The sequence below is a fragment of the Ruegeria sp. BB9 genome (assembly GCF_056539345.1).
Window position 1 is genome coordinate 72,226 of sequence record NZ_JBQFUU010000001.1, and the last position, 22,156, is coordinate 94,381.

Annotated in this window: 22 protein-coding genes and 2 tRNA genes; 14 read left to right on the top strand and 10 right to left on the bottom strand. The window is 61.0% G+C overall.

Features of this window, described 5'->3' with window-relative positions; all coding sequences use genetic code 11:
* Positions 1-120: 120 nt before the first annotated feature.
* From ACR0FC_RS00375 to ACR0FC_RS00400, 6 genes are all read left to right on the top strand, one after another.
* Complete coding sequence (locus ACR0FC_RS00375) at positions 121-996, top strand: carbon-nitrogen hydrolase family protein (RefSeq protein ID WP_170337457.1); 876 nt, start codon at positions 121-123, stop codon at positions 994-996.
* Between the two features lie 87 nt (positions 997-1,083).
* Positions 1,084-1,302: a translation initiation factor IF-1 gene (infA, locus tag ACR0FC_RS00380; RefSeq protein ID WP_005978431.1), complete on the top strand. Its 219-nt coding sequence runs from the start codon at positions 1,084-1,086 to the stop codon at positions 1,300-1,302.
* Between the two features lie 11 nt (positions 1,303-1,313).
* Positions 1,314-1,892 (top strand): Maf family protein, encoded by a 579-nt coding sequence (locus tag ACR0FC_RS00385; RefSeq protein WP_170337458.1) that lies wholly within the window; start codon positions 1,314-1,316, stop codon positions 1,890-1,892.
* Positions 1,889-2,911 carry a ribonuclease E/G gene (locus ACR0FC_RS00390; protein ID WP_170337459.1) on the top strand — a complete coding sequence of 341 codons (1,023 nt, stop codon included), beginning with the start codon at positions 1,889-1,891 and terminating at the stop codon, positions 2,909-2,911. Before ACR0FC_RS00385 ends, ACR0FC_RS00390 begins: the two co-directional genes overlap by 4 nt.
* Complete coding sequence (locus ACR0FC_RS00395; RefSeq protein WP_170337460.1) at positions 2,908-3,090, top strand: DNA gyrase inhibitor YacG; 183 nt, start codon at positions 2,908-2,910, stop codon at positions 3,088-3,090. The genes ACR0FC_RS00390 and ACR0FC_RS00395 overlap by 4 nt, the downstream gene beginning before the upstream one ends.
* A 79-nt stretch (positions 3,091-3,169) precedes the next feature.
* Positions 3,170-3,244: transfer RNA gene (locus ACR0FC_RS00400), tRNA-Phe, on the top strand.
* A 271-nt stretch (positions 3,245-3,515) separates the two neighbouring features.
* Here ACR0FC_RS00400 and ACR0FC_RS00405 read toward each other — a convergent pair.
* Positions 3,516-3,590, bottom strand: a tRNA-Gln gene (locus ACR0FC_RS00405).
* A gap of 90 nt (positions 3,591-3,680) precedes the next feature.
* Entirely contained in the window at positions 3,681-4,670 is a 990-nt protein-coding gene (locus ACR0FC_RS00410) for an NADPH:quinone reductase (RefSeq protein ID WP_170337461.1), read from the bottom strand.
* Positions 4,671-4,758: 88 nt separating this feature from the next.
* Here ACR0FC_RS00410 and ACR0FC_RS00415 point away from each other — a divergent pair, with 88 nt between their 5' ends.
* Positions 4,759-5,667 (top strand): haloalkane dehalogenase, encoded by a 909-nt coding sequence (locus ACR0FC_RS00415; protein ID WP_170337462.1) that lies wholly within the window; start codon positions 4,759-4,761, stop codon positions 5,665-5,667.
* Positions 5,668-5,676: 9 nt separating this feature from the next.
* Here ACR0FC_RS00415 and ACR0FC_RS00420 read toward each other — a convergent pair whose 3' ends face one another.
* Positions 5,677-6,150, bottom strand: a complete 474-nt coding sequence (locus tag ACR0FC_RS00420) for an SH3 domain-containing protein (RefSeq protein ID WP_260066315.1) — start codon at positions 6,148-6,150, stop codon at positions 5,677-5,679.
* 182 nt (positions 6,151-6,332) lie between these two features.
* Between ACR0FC_RS00420 and ACR0FC_RS00425 the strand changes: the two genes are divergently transcribed.
* The 4 genes from ACR0FC_RS00425 to ACR0FC_RS00440 all read left to right on the top strand — a co-directional run bounded on the left by ACR0FC_RS00425 (position 6,333) and on the right by ACR0FC_RS00440 (position 13,422).
* Positions 6,333-7,319, top strand: a complete 987-nt coding sequence (locus ACR0FC_RS00425) for a 2-hydroxyacid dehydrogenase (RefSeq protein WP_170337463.1) — start codon at positions 6,333-6,335, stop codon at positions 7,317-7,319.
* Between the two features lie 138 nt (positions 7,320-7,457).
* Positions 7,458-9,251 (top strand): gamma-glutamyltransferase, encoded by a 1,794-nt coding sequence (ggt, locus tag ACR0FC_RS00430; RefSeq protein ID WP_170337464.1) that lies wholly within the window; start codon positions 7,458-7,460, stop codon positions 9,249-9,251.
* A gap of 89 nt (positions 9,252-9,340) precedes the next feature.
* A complete protein-coding gene (locus tag ACR0FC_RS00435) occupies positions 9,341-10,738 on the top strand; it encodes an FAD-binding oxidoreductase (RefSeq protein ID WP_170337465.1) in 1,398 nt (465 codons plus the stop codon).
* A gap of 176 nt (positions 10,739-10,914) precedes the next feature.
* The gene (locus tag ACR0FC_RS00440; protein ID WP_170337466.1) at positions 10,915-13,422 is read left to right on the top strand and encodes a GcvT family protein; all 2,508 of its coding nucleotides are present in this window, start codon (positions 10,915-10,917) and stop codon (positions 13,420-13,422) included.
* A 40-nt stretch (positions 13,423-13,462) separates the two neighbouring features.
* Here the strand turns inward: ACR0FC_RS00440 and ACR0FC_RS00445 are convergent, their stop codons facing one another.
* From ACR0FC_RS00445 to ACR0FC_RS00460, 4 genes are all read right to left on the bottom strand, one after another.
* A complete protein-coding gene (locus tag ACR0FC_RS00445; protein WP_170337467.1) occupies positions 13,463-13,798 on the bottom strand; it encodes a carboxymuconolactone decarboxylase family protein in 336 nt (111 codons plus the stop codon).
* A gap of 69 nt (positions 13,799-13,867) precedes the next feature.
* Positions 13,868-14,521, bottom strand: coding sequence for a DUF938 domain-containing protein (locus tag ACR0FC_RS00450; RefSeq protein WP_170337468.1), 654 nt, complete (start codon positions 14,519-14,521; stop codon positions 13,868-13,870).
* Complete coding sequence (locus tag ACR0FC_RS00455; RefSeq protein WP_170337469.1) at positions 14,521-15,585, bottom strand: NAD(P)/FAD-dependent oxidoreductase; 1,065 nt, start codon at positions 15,583-15,585, stop codon at positions 14,521-14,523. Before ACR0FC_RS00455 ends, ACR0FC_RS00450 begins: the two co-directional genes overlap by 1 nt.
* Positions 15,582-16,523 (bottom strand): aldo/keto reductase, encoded by a 942-nt coding sequence (locus tag ACR0FC_RS00460; RefSeq protein ID WP_170337470.1) that lies wholly within the window; start codon positions 16,521-16,523, stop codon positions 15,582-15,584. Before ACR0FC_RS00460 ends, ACR0FC_RS00455 begins: the two co-directional genes overlap by 4 nt.
* Before the next feature lie 150 nt (positions 16,524-16,673).
* Between ACR0FC_RS00460 and ACR0FC_RS00465 the strand changes: the two genes are divergently transcribed.
* The 3 genes from ACR0FC_RS00465 to ACR0FC_RS00475 all read left to right on the top strand — a co-directional run bounded on the left by ACR0FC_RS00465 (position 16,674) and on the right by ACR0FC_RS00475 (position 18,978).
* Positions 16,674-17,051, top strand: a complete 378-nt coding sequence (locus ACR0FC_RS00465) for a hypothetical protein (protein WP_093963046.1) — start codon at positions 16,674-16,676, stop codon at positions 17,049-17,051.
* 3 nt (positions 17,052-17,054) lie between these two features.
* Entirely contained in the window at positions 17,055-18,287 is a 1,233-nt protein-coding gene (locus tag ACR0FC_RS00470; RefSeq protein WP_170337471.1) for an HlyD family secretion protein, read from the top strand.
* 70 nt (positions 18,288-18,357) lie between these two features.
* Complete coding sequence (locus ACR0FC_RS00475) at positions 18,358-18,978, top strand: CDP-alcohol phosphatidyltransferase family protein (protein WP_170337472.1); 621 nt, start codon at positions 18,358-18,360, stop codon at positions 18,976-18,978.
* Positions 18,979-19,031: 53 nt separating this feature from the next.
* On the opposite strand, the gene ACR0FC_RS00480 is transcribed toward ACR0FC_RS00475, so the two are convergent.
* Genes ACR0FC_RS00480 through ACR0FC_RS00490 form a run of 3 tightly spaced genes read right to left on the bottom strand, consistent with a single transcriptional unit; the run spans position 19,032 to position 22,143 of the window.
* Positions 19,032-20,105, bottom strand: coding sequence for a BMP family ABC transporter substrate-binding protein (locus ACR0FC_RS00480; RefSeq protein ID WP_170337473.1), 1,074 nt, complete (start codon positions 20,103-20,105; stop codon positions 19,032-19,034).
* Positions 20,106-20,137: 32 nt separating this feature from the next.
* Positions 20,138-21,058 (bottom strand): ABC transporter permease, encoded by a 921-nt coding sequence (locus tag ACR0FC_RS00485; RefSeq protein ID WP_170337474.1) that lies wholly within the window; start codon positions 21,056-21,058, stop codon positions 20,138-20,140.
* Positions 21,059-21,060: 2 nt separating this feature from the next.
* Entirely contained in the window at positions 21,061-22,143 is a 1,083-nt protein-coding gene (locus tag ACR0FC_RS00490; protein WP_170337475.1) for an ABC transporter permease, read from the bottom strand.
* Between the last annotated feature and the right edge of the window lie 13 nt (positions 22,144-22,156).

Genomic DNA, 22,156 nt, shown 5'->3' on the forward strand with positions numbered 1-22,156 from the left:
GCTTTGAAAGGCTATGCACCGAACCAATAGTTTCTGTTGCGGCGAACAACCCGATTGGCCTGTACACCGGGCAACAACGGCTATTTACTTCTTCGCAAGAACAGCATTGGAACCCGCATCATGAAAATCGCCACGGCCGCCTACAATCTCGACTGGCTCGACAGCTGGGCGCATTACGAAGACAAGCTGGACGCTTGGGTTTCGCAGGCCGCGGGGCAGGGGGCCGAACTGCTGGTGTTTCCCGAGTACGGCGCGATGGAGCTTTCGACGCTGGCCGGGGCCGAGGTTGCGGGGGATCTCGAGCGCTCGATCCAGGCGGTATCCGAGCGGATGGAAGATGTACAAATCCTGCATCGGTGCCTCTCGGCCGAATACAATTTGTACATTCTGGGCGCATCCGCCCCGGTTCAGGCCGGCTCAGGCCGCCCGATGAACCGGGCCGAATTCTACGCCCCTTCGGGCGCGCAGGATCATCAGGACAAGCAGATCATGACCCGGTTCGAGCGCGAAGACTGGGACATCGCGCCGGGCGGACCGTTGAAGATCTTCGAGACGGCGCTGGGCCGGATCGGCGTTCTGATCTGCTATGACAGCGAGTTTCCCCTGCTGGGCCGCGCCCTGTCAGAGGCCGACGTGATCCTTGTACCGTCTTGTACCGAGGCCCTGTCGGGCTATTGGCGGGTCCGCATCGGCGCGATGGCACGGGCGCTGGAGAATCAATGCGTTACGGTCATGGCGTCGCTGGTGGGTAACAATGAATGGTCCCAGTCCGTGGACGCAAACACCGGGACCGGAGGCGTTTTCGGCCCGCCGGACAAGGGCTTTCCACAAACCGGCGTGCTGTCGGAAGGCGTGCTCAACCAGCCCGGCTGGACCTACGCAGACGTCGATCTGTCGGCGATCGCCGAAGTTCGGGCGGATGGCCATGTCCTGAACCGATCCCACTGGACCGAGCAGACGCCCCGAGTCGAATCGGTCACAATGTCGCGCCTTTAAGTGATTCCACCCTTGAAATAAGGCCGAAATAGGCTCATTTAAGCGCCACCTGCGGATTCTGCAGGGCAACGCAAAGATGGAGACAACATGGCCAAGGAAGATACGCTCGAATTTCCCGGTGTCGTGAAGGAACTCCTGCCTAATGCGACGTTTCGGGTCGAGCTGGAAAACGGCCATGAGATCATCGCACATACGGCAGGCAAGATGCGCAAAAACCGCATCCGTGTTCTGGCCGGCGACAAGGTTCAGGTCGAGATGACCCCCTATGATCTGACCAAGGGTCGGATCAACTACCGCTTCAAGTAACGCCTGCCGCAATGGCGTTCATTCTAGGATCGGGCAGCCCCAGACGGCTGGACCTGCTGGCTCAGCTTGGCGTGCAGCCCGACGCCATTTCTGCCCCTGACATTGACGAAGACCCCCAAAGGGGCGAGCTTCCGCTGCCGTATTGCGCGCGCATTGCCCGCGAGAAGGTGCATGCCGTGAAGGCGGCCCCGGACGATATCGTCCTGTGCGCCGACACGACGGTTGCGCTGGGTCGACGCATATTGGGCAAGCCCGAGGGTGCGGGACAGGCAGCCGAATTTCTGCATGCCCTTTCAGGACGTCGCCACCGTGTGATCACCTCGGTCGCGGTGCGTCGCGGCGATCGGATGTTGCAGCGTGACGTGGTCAGCCAGGTCAAGGTCAAGCGACTTTCGGACGTGGAAATCAACGCCTATCTCGCTACCGGCGATTGGCAGGGCAAAGCCGGTGCCTATGCCATCCAAGGGCCCGCGGGCGCCTTCATTCCTTGGATCTCGGGCTCGTTCACCGGTATCGTCGGGCTGCCCTTGTCTGAAACCGCAGGACTGTTGCAAGGCATCGGTTACCCCCTGTATCGCGAGGCATCATGAAAGGTCGAACGATCATTCTGGATCACATTCAAGGCCGCGAAGCCGCGGCCCTGATGGTGGATGGCAAACTGGATGATTTCCTGATCGCTGCCGATGCGCCCGCCCCCGGAACCATCTACCGGGCCCGGGCCGAGCGGGCGATCAAAGGGCAGGGCGGGATGTTCCTGACAACGCCGGATGGTCCGGCTTTCCTTCGGCAGGTCAAAGGGTTGGCGCAGGGTGAGATGCTGCTGGTGCAGGTCACGGGTTATGCCGAACCGGGCAAAGCCTTGCCAGTGACGAACCGCATCCTGTTCAAAAGCCGCTATGCCATCGTCACGCCGGACGCGCCCGGGCTGAACATCTCCCGCTCGATCCGCGATGATGATGAGCGCGACCGGCTGCTGGTGATTGCCCATGAGCAGATGGACGGCAGCCCCTTCGGTCTGATCCTGCGCTCCGGTTGCTGGGGCGCGGATGCCGATGAAATTGCCGAAGACATCGCCGCCATGCGGGCGCTGGCCGAGCAGGTCGTGAACGACACCGGAGACGCACCGGAAACGCTGTCCGAGGGCGACGGACCGCATGTTCTCGCCTGGCGCGAATGGGTGGAGCCGGCCGAGGTCTCGACCCAGGCGGGCGGGTTCGCGGACCATGGCGTGCTCGAGGCGCTGGACGCCGCACGTGGCGCATCCCATCCTTTGGCGGGTGGGGCGCATATGTATATCGAACCCACCCGGGCGTTGGTGGCCGTGGATGTGAACACTGGTTCGGATGGCTCGCTGGCTGCGGGAACAAAGGCCAATTTCGCCTGCGCCAAGGAACTGCCGCGCGCCCTGCGCGTGCGCGGGCTGGGCGGGCAGATCACGCTCGACCTTGCGCCGATGCCCAAAAAAGACCGGCGCGGATTCGAATCCGCACTCCGCGCTGCCTTCAGGGCTGACAGCGAAGAAACGATCCTCGCCGGCTGGACGCCGCTGGGGCATTTCGAATTGCAGCGAAAACGCGGCCGTATCCCATTGTCGGAGGTCCTGAGATGAGCTGCCCGATCTGCGGAGAAGATACGGTCAAACAGTTTCGTCCGTTTTGCTCGAAACGCTGCGCCGATATCGATCTGGCCAAGTGGCTGAACGGCTCCTATGCGGTTCCGTCGCAGCGCGAGGATGACCTTGATGATGAGATTCAGGATGCCGTCGAAATCAAGGATCGCCCGCACTGAAAAAATCTGAAAAAGCCTCTGGACACCGCGTTTGGCAAGTCATAGAAGGCCTGCACCCAACGGCAAACGCCGTTCCCGTGCCCGGGTAGCTCAGGGGTAGAGCAGTGGATTGAAAATCCTCGTGTCGGTGGTTCGATTCCGCCCCCGGGCACCACTTCAATTCTTTGAAACCTCTTGTATATTCACAACTCTAGATGGATTGATGTCGAGCCGAAAGCGGTCGATTCGCGACTTGCGCAGCGAACAACGCTCGCCGAACCCCAGATCAACATGCAGTATTTGGAGCCAAAATAGGTGGCTCTTCAACGTTTGGAATTTTTGCGCAGGTCGTTTTGCGCTTTGCCGTACAGATCCCAATTACTGTGGCACACTGTTCGAAATGAATAGTGCCCAATCTCTTGATCCAACGATTTTCAGAGATTTAGTGGCTGGGGTGGTAGGATTCGAACCTACGATACACGGTACCAAAAACCGCTGCCTTACCACTTGGCTACACCCCAACGGTGAGCGGCTATCTACGATTGTTGGTGACGGTGTTCAAGTGCTTTCCCGCAAAAAATCGAGGCCCGCGAAAATTTTTTTGCGGCGATCTATTTGGTCTCCAACAGCACCGCTCCGGTTCGGTTTCCGGCCTCGACCGCACGGTGTGCGGCGGCGCATTCTTCCATCGAATAGACCTTTTGGATCGGGCAGTTCAGCGCGCCGTCGGCCAGCGCGTGGTGGAGGTTCGCGATCGCTTCGTTGCGCAGATCGGCCGGCAGCAGATACACCAGAACCATTTCCAACGTCACCGATTTGAACATGAGCGGGTAAAACGGAAGCGTCGGCGTCATTTTCTGGGCCGAGCCATACGCATTGATTCTGCCGCTTTCGGCGATAACTGCAACATTGGTTTCGACGTTTTGGCCAAACTCCACATCGACGATGCGACCGACCGGACGCCCTTGATTGGCGTCCAGGATCTGTGCCGGCAAATCGGTCGCCGTGTAATCCAGTACCGCATCGGCTCCGGCCTTTGTCACACGTTCGAAGTTGCGTGGACTGGCTGTGGCCAGCACCTTTGCTCCGCCCCATTTGGCCAACTGGACGGCAAGGAATCCGACCGTCCCTGCACCACCGTGAACCAGCAGGGTTTTACCCGATACCGGGCCTCCGGAAAACACGGTGTGGCTGGCGGTCAGGCCGGGAATGCCGAGGACGGCACCGGTTTGCAGCGCGACCGTGTCGGGCATGTGAACAGCCTGTTCCGAGGGCAGGGTGATTTGGGTTGCGGCCGTCCCGAACGCACGACCCCACTGGCCGTTCCAGATCCAGACCCTTTGACCCACCCGCGAGTCCGGAACCCCAGGCCCGACAGCCGAGATGACACCTGATCCGTCGCTGTGCGGCACAATCACCGGGAAAGGCGGTTTGGTGATCCCGGGCCGTGCCCCCGCACGTGCCTTCACGTCCGAAGGGTTCACTCCGGAATAGGCCAGCGCAACGGTCACTTCGCCCGGGCCCGGGGGTGTATCCGGTAGTTCTTGAATGGACAGAACATCGGCGGGGGGCCCAAATGTCTGGTAGGTGACGGCTTTCATGGCGGCTCCGGTTTGTCGCGTCGTGACGTTCACCCTATCGTCGCGGGCCAGGAATGCTAGCCTGTCAAAAACCATGGGAGATCAGAGTATGAAGGCATTGCGCACACCGGACGAACGGTTCCAAAATCTGCCCGACTATGATTTCGCACCCAACTACCTTGAGGTGGATGATACTGAAGGCGGCGCGTTGCGGGTCCACTATCTGGACGAGGGGCCGCGCGCGGCAGCTCCAGTACTGATGATGCACGGCGAACCCAGTTGGTCTTTTCTGTATCGTCATATGATCCCGCCAGTCGCCGCCGCGGGTCATCGGGTCATCGCTCCGGACCTTGTGGGTTTCGGCAGATCCGACAAACCCGTCGAGCGCGGCGACTATACCTATGCGCGCCACGTCTTCTGGATGGGTGACGTTCTGCGTCAACTCGATCTGCGGGACATCACTCTGGTCTGTCAGGACTGGGGCGGATTGATCGGGTTGCGCCTGTGGGCCGAGATGCCGGACAGGTTCGCCCGGGTCGTTGTCGCCAACACGGCCTTACCAACCGGGGACCAGCCCTTGGGCGAGGCGTTTGCCGCCTGGCGACAGTTCAGCCAGGAGGTGCCGGATTTCCGCGCCGGCCGCATCGTCTACGGCGGAACGGTTTCAAAGCTGACCGAGGACGAGGTCGACGCCTATGACGCGCCGTTCCCTGACGATCGTTTCAAGGCGGGGGCGCGACAATTTCCGATGCTGGTGCCTGACCGCCCCGACGACCCCGAGTCTGAACCGAACCGACAGGCTTGGAACGTTATCCGCGGTCTGCAAACCCCTGTCCTGACGGCTTTTGGTGCTGAGGACAGGATTATGGCCGGGGTGGATGGGGTTTTTCAGAAACTTTGTCCCGGTGCGGCGGGACAGAACCATGTTGTGGTGCCGAAAGCCGGTCACTTCCTTCAGGAGGACGTGCCCCTGGAACTTGCGGAAACGGTTCTGGCCTTCATCCGCGAGACGGCCTGAGCAGCGGTCTCATTCTCGGATTTCGTCGGGCTCCACGCCCCAAAGATTGCTTTTGAGGGTCCAGCCGCGATAGCCACCGGCCGAAATGCGGCACCAATCCACCGTGCAGGTGCCCAAGCGGGCCACGACGCCTGTTTCGAAATGAGCGTTGACCGGGGATTTGGGGTCGGGGCTGGCATAGACCGGCAGCATGTCCGATTCAATCAGAACCGTGCGGACACCTGACAACAGTGCGTAGTGGACCCATCCGCCAGCCCCGTCGCGATCCTGAACCTTGCGCCAGTTGCCGTATTCGGCCGTCACCTGAAGTGGCATGCCGCGGCGCTTGAAAACCCAGTCAACACGATGAGTCAGCGAAGGGCCGCGGCGTACGTTCGCCTCGGCCGCCTTCATCGACACGTAGCGCGGCAAAGGCAGGTTCGTCACCTGCCCGCGTTTTTCCTGCGCGTGCGCGATTGCGCCTGTCAGGAACAGAAGCGTGATTAGAAATGCCAGAACTGGGCGTTTCGCCCTCAAGAAAGCACTCACTGCCTGCCCGCTGATTTGCCTGTCTGCCGTGTTTCAAAAAAGGTTGGGGCGATGCCCATGGGGTTCTTGTGCCCCGGCTGATCCTGCGCCACGATGCCATGACGCGCATCGGAATGCAAAGCGGTAGGAGGGCTGAAGTGCCAAGAGAACGTCTGAGTGTTGTTGTAACGCGACGGTTGCCCGAAGTGGTCGAGACACGTCTGAGCGAGTTGTTCGACGTCCGTTTGCGGGACACCGACACACCGATGACGCGCGACGAGTTGGTCGAGGCGGTCAAACAGGCCGATGTGCTGGTTCCGACGATCACGGACACGATCGACGCGGGTGTTTTGGGCCAAGCCGGAGAGCGGCTGAGGCTGATTGCGAATTATGGCGCCGGTGTCGACCATATCGATGTCGCGACGGCCCGTCAGCGCGGCATCCTGGTCTCGAACACGCCGGGTGTTCTGACCGACGATACCGCCGACATGACGATGGCGCTGATCCTTGCCGTAACCCGTCGGATTCCCGAGGGTCTGTCGGTTATGCAAAAGGGGGACTGGACCGGCTGGGCGCCGACGGCATTCCTTGGCGGGCGGATAGGAGGCCGGCGTCTGGGCATTCTGGGTATGGGGCGGATCGGACAGGCCGTCGCGCGCCGCGCCCGGGCCTTCGGAATGCAGGTCCACTACCACAACCGCCGCCGGTTGCGTCCCGAAATAGAACAGGATCTTGAGGCGACCTATTGGGAAAGCCTCGATCAGATGGTGGCGCGTATGGACGTGATCTCGATCAACTGCCCATCAACGCCGTCGTCATTTCATCTGATGAACGCGCGACGTCTAAAGCTGATGAAGCCGACGGCGGTCATCGTGAACACGTCGCGGGGCGAGGTGTTGGACGAAAACGCGTTGACGCGGATGATCCGGGCGGGCGAGATCGCCGGTGCCGGGCTGGACGTCTACGAGCACGGAACCGACGTGAATCCCCGACTTCGGCAGCTGCCGAATGTCGTGCTGCTGCCGCATATGGGGTCGGCGACGCTCGAGGGTCGCATCGAGATGGGCGAAAAGGTCATCATCAATATCAAGACGTTTGAAGACGGGCACCGGCCGCCTGATCAGGTCGTTCCCGCGATGTTGTAAGAAAACGCCAAGGCATACGTGCTCCTGCTGTTTGCAAGGCAGAGCTTTGCCGTCTTTGGCGGTCGTCCCCGCACATGGTTGCGGGGCAGCACGGTGCCGTGCACTGTCAGATTCAGTATTTGGATAAGGAGGTTTTTTATGTGCTCCAATTGGTTCCCTACTGTTGTGGCCTGCGCGCTGACCCTGGCGAACCCAGTGATTGCCCAGCAAACCGCCGATGAGGTCGCGCCCGAGGGTGCATCCGACGGCCAAGTTCAGGCCTTGACCGACGAGGTGATCGCCGCGCTGAAGGCCAAGGCCGACGGCGTGCCTGTCAAAGCTGAAACCTGGATGGTTGCGGCGGCCAACCCGCTGGCCGTCGAGGCGGGTGCCAAGGTTCTGGCTGCCGGCGGAACGGCAGCGGATGCAATGGTCGCCGTTCAGGTTGTCTTGGGCCTGGTCGAACCGCAGTCCTCAGGATTGGGCGGGGGTGCCTTTCTGGTCTGGTACGACGCGGCCAGCGGACGCCTGACCACCTTGGATGGGCGAGAAACCGCGCCGAGAGAGGCAAGCCCGACCCTGTTTCTGGACGAAAGCGGCGAGCCGCTCAAATTTTTTGACGCGGTTGTTGGCGGGCTTTCGGTCGGGACACCCGGTACGCCTGCATTGTTGGAGGAAGCCCATCGGCGCTGGGGGCGCAGCCCCTGGCCCGGTCTGTTCGAGGATGGTATCCGCCTGGCTGACGAGGGGTTTGTCGTTTCGCCGCGGCTGGCGGGCTTGATTCAGGCCGACGCTGAACGTCTGGCACGCTTCCCTGACACGGCCAACTACTTCCTGCCGGACGGCGAGCCGCTGGCGCAGGGTCAGCGCGTCTCCAACCCAGACTATGCCGAGACTCTGCGCGTTCTGGCATCCGAAGGGGCTGCGGGCTTTTATGGAGGAGAGATCGCGGCGGACATCGTGCGGACTGTCCGAAACGCTCCGGGTAACCCGGGGGTTCTGTCCGGAGTTGATCTGGCGTTGTATCAAGTGATCGAGCGCGAGCCGATCTGTGCCGCCTATCGTAGCTATGAGGTCTGCGGGATGGGTCCGCCGTCCTCGGGTGCGCTGACGGTTGGACAGATCCTTGGCATTCTCGACAATTACGATTTGGCGGCGATGGGTCCCGAAAGCGCCGAAGCGTGGCGGCTGATCGGCGATGCCTCGCGCCTGGCCTTCGCGGATCGCGGTCGCTACATGGCCGACAGTGATTTCATTCCGATGCCGACGCAGGGCCTGATCGATCCGGCCTATCTGGCCGAGCGTGCCGCGTTGCTGAATGACGCTGGGGCGTTGACCGAGGTTGCGCCGGGAAATCCTGAGTTTGACCACGCGCTGAACTGGGCCGACGATGCTTCGATCGAACTGCCGTCGACGTCCCATATTTCGATCGTGGACGCCTATGGAAACGTGCTTTCGATGACCACGACAATCGAGAACGGTTTTGGTTCGCGTCTGATGACCAACGGCTTTCTGCTGAACAACGAACTGACCGACTTTTCCTTCCGGACCCACAGGGACGGGGTTCCGATTGCCAACCGGATCGAACCGGGCAAACGCCCCCGTTCCTCAATGAGTCCGACGATTGTCATGCAAGACGGGTCTCCGATTCTGGCGATCGGGTCTCCGGGTGGCAGCCGGATCATCGGTTATGTCGCAAAGTCTATCATTGCCTGGGCGGACTGGGGTATGGACGTCCAGCAGGCGGTCGCCCTTCCTCATCTGGTGAACCGTTTCGGGACCTATGATGTCGAGGTCGGCACAAGCGCCGAAGGCTTTGCGGACATGTTGGGCGAGCTGGGCTTTGAAGTGAACGCGCGGGATCTGACCTCGGGCCTTCATGCCATCGAAATCCGCGACGGTCTGCACGGCGGAGCCGATCCCCGTCGAGAAGGGATCGCACTGGGCGAGTGATCACGTCGGAGCGTATGGGTATTGCTCCTGTGGCGTGGGCCTTCTAGTCATTGTCTGGGCCTGCGCCACTGCGCCAAGGGAGGGTTGCCATGGTTGAAGCGACAGCATTGTTCCGCAATGCGGCGGGGATCGACACCGCCATCAGCATTCTGAAACAGCGGTTCGGGGACCGGTTGCAGACCGGCGCCTCGGTCCGCGAGCAGCACGGGCACACCACGACCTGGATTGAAAACCAAAGCCCGGACGCGGTGGTCTTTCCCAATTCGACCGAAGAGGTCTCGGACATCGTCAAGACCTGTGCAGCGCACAAGGTTCCCGTGATCCCTTTCGGCACCGGAACGTCGCTGGAAGGCCACGTGAACGCGCCGGCCGGCGGCGTTTGCATCGATCTTGGCCAGATGAACCGGGTCTTGGCCGTGAACGAAGGTGATCTGGATTGCGTCGTGCAGCCCGGGGTCACCCGCGAGGACTTGAACACCCATCTGCGCGACAAGGGGCTGTTCTTTCCGATTGATCCCGGAGCCAATGCCTCATTGGGCGGGATGGCGGCGACCCGAGCGTCGGGTACCAATGCGGTTCGCTATGGAACGATGAAGGACAATGTCCTGAGCCTCGAGGCGGTTATGCCCGATGGCAAAATCATCCGTACCGGTCACCGGGCCAAAAAATCCTCGGCCGGCTACGACTTAACCCGCTTGCTTATCGGTGCCGAGGGCACGCTGGGCATCATCACGGAACTGACTCTGAAACTGCACGGCATCCCCGAGGCGATTACCTCGGCCCGGTGTTCTTTCCCGACGGTTGATGCGGCCTGTCAGGCCGTGATGACGACCATTCAATTCGGCGTTCCGGTTGCCCGGATCGAACTGCTGGACGCGATGTCGGTCAAGGCGGCCAACGCGTATTCCGGGCTGAAGCTGCCGGAAACGCCGTTGCTTCTGCTTGAGTTTCACGGCTCGGAGGCCGGCGCAGCGGAACAGGCCGAAACCTTTGGCGAAATCTCCGAGGATTTTGGCGGCACGGGCTTTGTCGCTACGGCCAGCACCGAAGAAAGGTCCAAGCTCTGGCAGGCGCGGCACGACATGTATTGGGCGTCCCTCCAGCTTCGGCCCGGAGCGCGAGGAATCTCGACGGATGTCTGCGTCCCGATCTCGCGCTTGGCCGAATGCGTCACCATGGCTCAGGACAAGGCAGCCGAGTTGGACCTGCTGGCCCCGGTCGTCGGTCATGTCGGTGACGGAAACTTCCACACGCTGGTGCTGATCGACATGGACGATGCCGACGAAGTGGCGCGGGCCAGTCAGTTTGTCGGATGGCTCAATGATCTGGCGATCTCGATGGACGGGACCTGCACAGGTGAGCATGGAATCGGGCAGGGCAAGAAACCGTATCTGGTACGGGAACTTGGGGATGCGACCCGGTACATGGCGGCGATCAAGGCCGCGCTGGATCCTGACAACATCATGAACCCCGGCAAGATCGTTTGACCAGGCCGGGAAAGCGCGCGCAACTATCGGCTCTTGGTGCGTGCCTGTTCGCGGATTCGCGTCCCAACGTGTACGGCAGGTCGGTTTTGCACCGTTTTGCGTCGGATGGACTTGGCGCTGATTGGTCCCGTTCGGCATAAACCTTGCCAAACAGACTCAATCCGGAGAGCGGGCGTATGAAAACCCAAGTCAAAGCACTGGTCGTTGGCGGCGGCGCCGTCGGGACCTCGATAGCCTATCACCTGGCCAAGGCGGGCTGGGAGGATGTCATGCTGATCGAGAGGGACGAGTTGACCTCGGGCTCGACCTGGCACGCTGCGGGTCTGCTTCCGCTTTTCAACATGTCCTATGCGACGACCCATATCCACAAATACTCGGTGGATTTCTACAAGACGCTGGAAGAGGAAACCGGCCTGAACGCGGGGTTCGCGGTGGTTGGAAACCTGCGCATGGCGCAGACGCAGGACCGCATGGATGAGTTCATGCTCTATGCCTCGACTGCCGAGACCTGCGACGTCAAATATGAATGGTTGACGCCCGAGCAGATCAAGGAGCGCTGGCCGCTGATCGAAACCTCGGATCTGAAGGGCGCGCTTTACCATACCGAGGACGGTTACATCAATCCGGCCGACGTGACCCAGGCGATGGCAAAGGGCGCCCGCCAGCGCGGTGTCGAGATCGTGCGCAAGATGCAGGCCGATGCCTTCCATTGGAACGGAACCCACTGGGAAGTCACCTGCACCAAGATGGTCGAAAAGGGTGGCAACCTTGTCCCCAGCGACGAGCAGGTGGTCATCACCGCCGAGCACGTGGTGACCGCTTCGGGAAACCATGCCCAGCGTACCGCCAAGCTGCTTGGGATCAAGATGCCGGCGATCCCGGTCGAGCATACCTTCATTGTCATGGACAAGGACCCGGAACTGGTGAAATGGCGTGAAGCCGGCAATCAGGAACACCCGGTCGTGCGTGACGCCGACAACGAATCCTACGCACGCGAGGAGCGCGGCGGCTGGATCCTTGGCATCTACGAGCACGGTGCCCCGGCACGTTTCGAATACGGTGTGCCCGACAGTTTCCGCGCTGACCTGTTCCCTCTGGATCTGGACCGGATCGCCGATCAGTACATGGCCATGGCCGAGCGTGTCCCGTCCTGTGCCGAGTCCGGCCTCAAGGACGATTTCAACGGTCCCATCTGCTATACGCCTGATGGCAACCCGCTGGTCGGCCCGGCGCCGGGCCTGCGCAATATGTGGCTGGCCGAAGGGTTCAGCTTTGGCATCACCGCCGCCGGCGGCACCGGCTATTATCTGGCGCAGATGATGGTCGACGGCGAAGCCGAGATCGACATGGCCTCGCTGGACCCCAAACGCTATTCGTCCAACTGGATGACCACCGAATTCGCCGCGCGCAAGAACGAGGAATGCTACGAGCACGTCTACATTCTGCATCACCCGGATGAAGAGCGCGAGGCCTGCCGTCCGCTGCGCACCGTTCCGGCCTATGATCGTCAGAAAGCCCGCGGCGCGCAGTTTGGGTGGGTCAACGGATGGGAACGCCCCAACTATTTTGGCCCGGTCGATGCCCCTGACAACTTCGACAGGGAAAGCCGCAGCTTCCGCCGTGGTGGATGGTGGCAGTATGCCGTCGAAGAAGCCAAGGCGATCCGCAACGGTGTCGGTCTGATCGACGCGTCAGCCTTCACCAAGCATGTCGTCAAGGGCCCCGGCGCCACCCAGTTTCTGGATTGGTTCACCTGCAACAAGCTGCCCAAGGTCGGTCGCATCAATCTGACCTATGCGCTTACGGCGCATGGCACCACGCGTACCGAGTACACCATCGTTCGCCTGAAAGAGAACGAGTATTACCTCGTCTCGGCCGGTGCCTGGACCGAGTATGACGCCGACTTCCTGCGCAAGGCGGCCGAGGACAAGATGGACGAGTTCGGCTACATCGAGATCCAAGACGTGACCACCCAGTGGGGCGTCTTTGCCATCGCCGGGCCGAAATCGCGCGATGTGCTGAAAGAGGTCATCAAGGACGCCGAGCCGGAAACCGCCCTTTCGAACAAGCGCTTCCCGTGGCTGTCGGCACGTCAGATCGAACTGGGCATGTGCCCGGTCAACGCGATCCGCGTGGCCTATACCGGCGAGCTGGGCTGGGAACTGCATCACCCGATCGAGATGCAGAACTACTTGTTCGACCTGCTGGAACAGGTCGGCGAGAAGCACGGCATGAAGCTGGTCGGCGCCCGCGCGCAAAACTGGCTGCGGCAGGAGAAATCCTATCGCGCCTTCGGCACCGAACTGGGCCGCGACGCCACCCCGCTCGAGGCCGACCTGCCGCGTTTCGTCGATTTGGACAAGGAGTTCCACGGCAAGGACAAGCTGATCGAAACCGGTGTGCGCGTGAAATGCTGCACGTTGCTGATTGACGGGCCTGAGGATGCCGATCCGTGGGGCCGCGAGGCGCTCTATACGCCCGAAGGTGAGCGCGTGGGGCGTCTGACCTCGGGCGGGTATTCGGTGGCTTTCGAGAAATCCATCGGCATGGGCTATGTAAAGCCCGCACTGGCCGTGGAAGGAACCAAACTGAAGGTCAAAATGCTGGACCACCTGTGGGATGCGGTCGTGACGTGCGACAGCCCCTATGACCCCAAGAACGAGACCATCCGCAAGGACGGTTGATCGGACAGAGGCCCCGGACAACTCCGGGGCCTTTTTTTGGCTACGCGCTGAGCTCGTCGAAGCACTCCAGCGCCTTGGCTGCGTACATCATCGACGGACCGCCACCCATCTGGATCGCCATGGCCAGAACGTCCGAGAATTCTTCACGCGAAGCGCCCGCTTTGACCAGTGTTTCGGTGTGCAGCGAAATGCAGGTTTCGCACCGTACTGCTATGGACATGCCCAAGGCGATGAACTCCTTGGTCTTGAAATCCAGTGTTCCGCCTTCCTTGACCGATTTCCCGAGCGTACCGAAAGCGCGGGCGGTATCTGGTATGGCTCCGTTCAGGTTGCGCAATCCGCTGCGCGTTTCAGCAAGTCTGTCTGACCAGGTCATGTCTTGTGCCTCATGTACATATTGCATCTTGCATATGTATCAGCGGCGTCAGAGCGGCTTTGATCTTGATCAGATCGAGGGCTTTTCTGCGACAAAAGCCAGATTGTTCGCAGGCATTGGAACCACTCCGACAACCCGCAGCCCTGTGCTTTCCAAGTAGTTGCTGATCTGGCTGTCGTCCTTGTAGCCGATCTCGGGGTCTTGCCGGGTCAGGTCGGCATGAAAGCGTCGGTCGCCGTCGCTGATTAGCTTGCCCTGGCGCATGAACGGTCCGTAGAGAACGAACCGCCCCCCGGGGCAAAGGGCCAATGCGGCCTCGGACAGAACATTCCGGGCTTCTTTCCAGCTGATCAGATGCAGCAGGTTGATCAGAATGATAAGGTTCTGGTTGCCAAAGTTTTGGTGCCATCCGGGCAGGGTTGCGTCCAAATCGACGGCGGGAAGGATGTTTGGCAGGTCCTCCGCATAGGCGTCGATGCTGGCCCGGCGGGCGGGATCGATCTCGCTTGGCTGCCAAGTCAGGTCAGGAAAGATACGGGCAAATGCGGCGACGTGTTGACCCGTGCCGCTGGCCAGTTCCAATGCGTTTCCAGTTGCGAAGGGCATCTCGGCTAGCACCGCGCACAAGGCGTCTGTATTGCGGCTGGCCGCAGGAGCGATCATCTTCGCGCCGTCACCCTGAGAGGCGACGCTTGCCGTCGGAGGCAGTTTCCGCCCGCCCATCAGCGTAACCGGGACACGGATAGCGCGGAGACCATCGCGGCATCCAACTCGGGCGCGCGGCCTAACGCAAGATCCGCGACCAATCGCGACGCCACCGGTGCGGTTTGAAACCCGTACCCTCCCTGACCGGCAGACCAGACAAAACTTTCATCTGACGGGTCGGGACCCAGAACAAGCGTGCCATCCGGGGCAAAGCTGCGCAGCCCGGCCCAATTGGTCTCGACACGGGTGACCGGGCTGGTCACCATTTCTTCGTACCGGGCCAGGCCCTCGGCCAGCACCATATCGTCGGCATAGGCGTCATGCGGTTCGACCGGGTCGGCCTCGGACGGTGACACCAACAGCTTGCCGGCATCCGGTTTGGCGTACCAGGTTTCACCCGCGCCCAGCATCATCGGCCAATTTTTCACATCATGGCCCCCAGGTGCTGGCAGTCGGGCCATGGAACGGCGGCGCGGCGTGATTCCGATCGGTGCGATCCCGGCCATCCTTGCGACCTCGTCCGCCCACGCACCAGCGGCATTGACGATGGTGCGCGCCTGAAAGGCCTCGGCCGCTTCCACCAGCCAATGGCCGTCCTTGCGGATCCGCGCCACTTTTTGGCGGATCAGGACCGATCCCGCATTGGCGCGAATGGTGCGGGCGAAATCCTGTAGTATACGGTCGGTGTCGATGTCGTAAGCGCCCTCACTCAGCGCTGCGTATGCGACGGTTTCCGGGTTCAGGACCGGAACACGCACCAACGCATCGGCGACCGAGATTTCGGCCATTCCCAGCTCGCTCAGGTCTTTGCGGAACTGGTCGGCCTGATCAATTTTGGCCAGCAGCATCAGCCCGCGCGGGGTCAGATAGTCGTTCGAAAAAAAGAACTCGGCGCTGGCCTTGTTCAGAGTCACGACCGAAGGCGGGCCATAACCTTCTTCGAACAATGCCGCCGATCGCCCCGAGGCGTGATAGCCCAGCGCGTCCTCGGCCTCGAGTACGGTTACCGTCCCATGCTCGGACAGACGCGCACCGGCGCTTAGGCCGGCAATACCTCCGCCGATGATCAGAAAATCAATCACTGGACCTCCTCCAACCGGTCCGTCGCCGGTGGCGGTGTCTGGCTGAGCGCCGTGATTCGGGCATAGAGCTTAGCCGGAAGGTCGAGCGTCAGCGCAGCCAGCGACGGCGCCAGCTGTTCGGCAGATCTGGCCGATATGATCGGCGACGGCGCAAACGGGCTGGCGGCAACCCAAGCGACGGCAAGCGTCGCCGGATCCACGCCAGCCTGATGTCCCAAGCGGGTCAGTTCGGCAGCTGTTTCGGCCATCCATTCAGCCCCATAGCGGCTGGCATATCGGTCATCTTCGGACAGCCGGCCGGCTGCACCGCCATGGGAGTACTTCCCGGTCAGCAACCCGCCACCCAGCGGCGAGTAGGCAAAAACCGATATACCTTGATCCGCACACATAGGCAGGATCTCGACCTCGGCCTGTCGCTTGACCAGGTTGTACATCGGTTGCAGCGCGTCGATGGTCAGGCCGAAATCTGCGGCGACGCGCACGGCTTTCATCACTTGCCAGGCGGCAAAATTAGACAGGCCGACATAGCGGATCTTGCCCGCGTCTTTGAGCTGGGCAAAGCACTCCATCGTTTCGGCAAGATCGGTATCCGGGTCGAACCGGTGCAGGTACAGCAGGTCGACCATGTCCTGACCCAGACGTTTGCGCGAAACGTCGAACTGCGCACGGATGTTGGCCGCGCCGGCGCCGCCTGTGTAGCCCGCTTTGGTGGCGATCGTCAGCTGCTCGCGCTGAGACGCGATCATCTGGCCCAGCAACGTTTCCGACGCACCGTCGGTATAGACATAAGCCGTATCGAAATGCGTGATGCCGGCCGCGCGACAGGCTTCGAACATGGCCCGGCTTTGTTCGGCATCGGCGCGGCCCCCGAACTGCATCGTGCCAAAGGTGAAACGGCCAATGTCAGTGCCGTCGGGATTGGAAAGCCTGAGTGTCATGAGAGTGCCTGAAATGTGCCCGACGAACGGGGGTCTTTGATCAATTGTCGCCCCAAGTTTTAATCAGGGTTGAATTTGCGCATCAACCCTTCCAAACATTCACAACCAAAAACGCAGGAGGGCAGGGTGACCAGCGCAGACCTACACCCAATGGCCACAGGGCACATTCCGTCATATGTGACCCAGGCGGATGGCAGCGATTTTCTCTTCAATTTCATGGTGATCTTCACGGTTGGTCTGATCCTGCTGATCGGTGTCGCGTATTTCACATTGCACTCGATCCCCGAGAAGATGGCCCATGAGAACAACCACCCGCAGTTTCAGTTGGTTGGTATCCTGGCGTTGTTGGCCCTTTTTACGCACAACGGGATTTTCTGGGTTGCTGCTATCCTGGTCGCGGGTTTTCAGTTTCCTGACTTTGCAGCGCCCCTGCGCGCAATTGCAGATGCAATTCGGTCGCTGGCACCCGGGGCGTCACCTCCGCCCGCCGAGCCTGACCCTGAGCCCGCCGCTCCGCAGGAGCACTGACGCATGATCGAAACATTTCTGTGCGCACTGGTCACCGTTCTGCCCGACTTTCTGTTCCGACGCTTCGTTCAGGGAAAACGTATTGGTCACGAAATCACCCTGTTCACCATGTGGTACGAACTGCGCTGGGGGCTGACCGCCTGCGCGATCCTTGCGCTGACGGTGATTACCACGCTGTTCTACTTCCACCCGGCAAGCAAAACGGCGGCGTCCTATTTCCGGACCGTGACGATTCTTCCGCAACTGGGTGGGCGGGTGTCCGAGGTCTATGTCTCCAACAACCAAATGGTCACCGCGGGCCAGCCGATCTTCCGTATCGAGGATTTCACCCAGCGCGCGCAGGTCGAAGCCGCACATGCCCAGATTGCTCAGATACAGGCCTCGCTGAAGGTCGCGCAAACGGATCTGGCCGAGGCCGAAGCCGGTATTGCAGGCGCGCAGGCGGCGCTGGCGCAGGCGCTTGAGGATTTGGAGCGCAACACCACCCTGCGTGATCAGGGATCCAGCGCAGTCCGCCTGACCGAGATCGAGCGACTGGAGAACCTTGTCGCCGAGCGCGAGGCCAAGGTTCTGGCCGCGCAATCCCAAAAGGCGGCCGTTGTTCAGAAGATCGAAGAACTGATCCCGGCCCAGTTGGCCAGCGCCGAGGCGCAGCTGGATGCCGCTCTGGCCGAATTGGACAAGACGACAATCAGCGCCGGTGTGACGGGCAGGGTCGAGCAGTTCGGGCTGCGGGTCGGCGATTTTGTCAGCCCGCTGATGCGCCCGGCGGGAATTCTGGTTCCGACGGATTCCGGGCGCGACCGGTTTCAGGCGGCTTTCAACCAGATGTCGGCGCAGGTGATCAAACCGGGAATGATCGGAGAGCTGGGCTGTATGACGCGGCCATTCACGGTGATTCCTGTCGTAGTGGTCCAGGTGCAGGATGTGATCCCTTCGGGGCAGATCCGACCCACTGACGAATTGCGCGACGTTCAACAGAACACAACCCCCGGATCAATCCTCGTGTACCTCGAGCCACTTTATGAAGGGCTGGCAGACAAGGTGCCCCCGGGCAGCAACTGTCTAGCCAATGTCTACACCGACAATCACGAAAGGCTTGAACACGAAGATCTGGGGTTCTGGGAAAGGGCATTCCTGCATGTCGTGGACACGATCGGTGTGGTTCATGCGGCAGGCTTGCGACTGCGTCTGATCCTGATGCCGGTGAACACGCTGGTTCTAAGCGGTCACTGATGGCGGGAACGTGAGTGTTCTCGCGCTATTGTGTCTGGAAATGGCGCCTGTCCCCGGTTAACTGCCGCACATGTTTGATGCGCAAATCCGCCCGATTATCGACCCGGCCCTGAACGCTCAGGGCCGTTTTCTCGCGCGGTTGGGCTTTACGGCAAACCAGGTGACGCTGATTGGGCTGGCTCTTGGTTTGGTCGCAGCGGGCCTGATCGTGACAGGCGCGACGTACTGGGCGCTGCTGCCGTTACTGCTGTCGCGTCTCGCGGATGGCTTGGACGGTGCTGTTGCGCGCGCCCGGGGCGGGACCGATTTCGGCGGCTATCTGGATATCACCTGCGACTTTTTGTTCTACGGCGCGATCCCGTTCGCATTCGTTCTGGCTGACCCGGCTGCCAATGGCGTGGCCGGTGCTTTCCTTTTGCTGTCCTTCTATTTCAACGGCACCAGTTTTCTGGGCTTTTCGCTGCTGGCCGACCGGCACGGGTTGAAGACCGACGCCAGAGGGCAGAAGGCCCTGTATTTTTCCGGTGGTTTGCTGGAGGGGGCCGAAACGATCGGTTTCCTTGTTCTTTTGTGTCTGGTGCCGGATGCGTTTGCCGCCTTGGCGTGGATATTCGGCAGCTTGTGTTTCCTGACCGCCATATCCCGGATCGTGTTGGCAGCGCGCAGTTTCGGCAACCGTTCCGGGAACTGAAAAAGCCCGCCGTTTCCGGCGGGCTTTGGGTTTGTTGACAGTACATGCCACGCTTATTGCGGGATGTCGCCTTCCAGCCCTTCGACATAGAAGTTCATGCCGGCCAAGGTGCCGTCATCAGCCACTTCGCCCTCGGCCAGCCACGCGCTGCCGTCCTGCTTGTTCAGCGGTCCGGTGAACGGGTGATAGCTGCCATCTGCAATCGCGGCTTTCAGGGCCAGCGCCTCTTCTTTGACGTCGGCCGGCACGGCGTCGGAAATCTCGCCGATTTCAACCATGCCTTCCTTGATGCCGTCCCAAGTGTTCACCGACTCCCAGGTGCCGTCCATCACGGCTTGGGTGCGCGCGATGTAGTAAGGCGCCCAATTGTCGATGATCGAGCTGACGCGCGGCATCGGAGCATATTCGCTCATGTCCGAGGCCTGGCCGAAAGTGATCACGTTGCCGGCTTCTTGTGCGGCAGCCTGCGGTGCGGTCGAGTCCGTGTGCTGCAGGATCACGTCGGCGCCCTGTTCGATCAGAACCTTGGCGGCATCAGCCTCTTTCGCCGGATCGAACCAGGTGTAGGCCCAGACGATTTTGAACTCGACATCCGGGTTCACCTTCTTGGCGTGGATGAAGGCCGAGTTGATGCCGCGGATCACTTCGGGGATCGGGTACGAGCCGATGTAACCGATGATGTTCGACTTGGTCATCTTGCCGGCGATATGACCTTGGACAGCGCGACCCTCATAGAAACGCGCCGAGTAGACCGACACGTTGTCGGCGGTCTTGTAGCCCGTGGCGTGTTCAAATTTCACGTCCGGGAATTTCTTGGCCACGTTGATGGTCGGGTCCATGTAGCCGAACGAGGTGGTGAAGATCAGGTCGGCGCCTTCCAGCGCCATCTGAGTCATGACGCGCTCGGCATCCGGGCCTTCGGGCACCGACTCCACGTACACGGTTTCGACCTTGTCGCCAAAGTGCTTCTCGACGGCCTGGCGGCCCTTGTCGTGTTCATAGGTCCAGCCGCCGTCGCCCACCGGGCCGACATAGACGAAACCGACCTTTGTCTTGTCCTCGGCCACGGCGCCCGTGGCAAGGCCAAGTGCCATGGCGGCGCTTGCCAGAAGTGAAGTGAATTTCATTTAGTTACTCCCCAAGTTGGTACAGTTGGCCCCTAGTGCGAGGCGTGGAAGGTCCGGCCCAGTGAGGCAGGTGCGCTGCTCTTGTCGGCCGAAAGGATCACAAGCACAAGGATCGTGATGATGTAGGGCGACATTGCCAGATACTCGACAGGTATGGCAACGCCCGCTGCCTGCAGATTAAGCTGCAAGACCGTGATTCCGCCAAACAAATAGGCACCCAGCAAGGCACGCCACGGTTTCCAGCTGGCAAACACCACCAGAGCCAGAGCGATCCAGCCGACTCCGGCGGTCATGCCTTCGGTCCACTGAGGGACCCGGATCAGGCTGATATATGCACCGCCAAGCCCCGCACAGGCCCCGCCGAACAGAATCGCCATAATGCGGATCTTGATGACCTTGTAGCCGAGGGCATGCGCCGCATCGTGGTTCTCACCCACCGCACGAAGGATCAGCCCGACGCGGGTGTATTTCAGAGTGGCCCATACCGCTGCAGTCAACGCGATCCCGACATAAAGGATCGGATCATGTTGGAACAGGATCGGGCCGATGACCGGAATATCGCTGAGCAGCGGGATATGGATGTCCCCCATGCTGGGCGGTTTGATGCCCACGTAGCTTTGGCCCAGAAGGGCACTGAAGCCCAAGCCAAACAGCGTCAGCGCAAGACCGCTGGCCACCTGGTTCGCCAGCGCGAACTGGGTCAGCAGAACGAACAGCAACGACAGCAGTGCACCGCCGACGGCCGCCGCGACAAAACCCAACCATGGCGAGCCTGTCTCGACCGAGATGGCAAATCCGCTGATTGCGCCCACGATCATCATGCCTTCGACGCCGAGGTTCAGAACGCCGGCCTTTTCGACGACAAGCTCTCCGATCGCCGCGAGCAGAAGCGGGGTTGCGGCAACCATCAACGAGGCCAGCAAAAGAACGGGATTGATTTCTCCAAGGTCCATGGTCACGCCACCTCGCTACGGGCCGCACGGATGCGGTAGTTGGTCAAAAGATCGAAGGCCAGCAGGAAGAACAGAAGCATTCCCTGGAACACCTGGATGGCCGCAGCGGGCAGCCCCAGCTGCGATTGTGCGATTTCGCCACCGATATAGGTCAGCGCCATCAGGCCGCCGGCCAGCAGGATGCCCACCGGGTGCAGACGGCCCAGAAACGCCACGATGATCGCGGTAAAGCCGTAACCCACGTTGAAGTCGATGCTGACCACGCCGGACGGGCCCGAGACCTCGAACATACCGGCAAGACCGGCCAACGCGCCCGACAGTCCCAGGCAAAACAGTATCAGCCGCGGGGGATTCACGCCGGCAAATCGTGCCGCGCGCGGAGCTTCGCCTGTAAGGCGGATGTGAAACCCCAGCATGTGCCGGTTCAGCAGGACATAGGCAAAGATCACCGCGACAAAGGCCGCGACGACGCCCCAGTGCATGCCTGTTCCGGCAAACAGTTCGGCATTGTGGGCACTTTCATAGGACTGCAGGTTGCGCGAGCCGGGAAACCCGAATCCTTCGGGGTTTTTCAGCAGACCCAGCGACATCGAGGCCAGAAACTGCTCGGCCACGTAAACCAACATCAAGGAAACGAGAATCTCGTTGGTGCCGAACCGAACCTTGAGCAGGGCAGGGATCATCGCCCAGATCCAGCCGCCGAACGCGCCGGCGATCACCATGATGGGAAAGACGTACCACGCATCCAGAGGGTAGAAGGCCAGGCCGGCCGCGGCGCCGAAGATAGCGCCCATGATGTACTGGCCCTCGGCGCCGATATTCCAGATACCGGCGCGGAAGCCCAGCGACAGACCAATGGCGATCAGAACCAACGGTGCGCCCTTCACCAGAAGTTGCGGTCGGTAGTAGAATGAGAACTCGCCGAACAGGGGTTCCCAGAAGATGGTTCCGATGGCTTCGACCGGGTTCTTGCCCAGAATTGCAAACAGCAACCCGCCGAAGACCATGGTCGCCAGCACTGCGACCAGAGGGGTGGCATAAGACCACGCCTTGGACGGCTGTGGCCGTTTCTCCAACACTATCATTTGCTCATCCCCC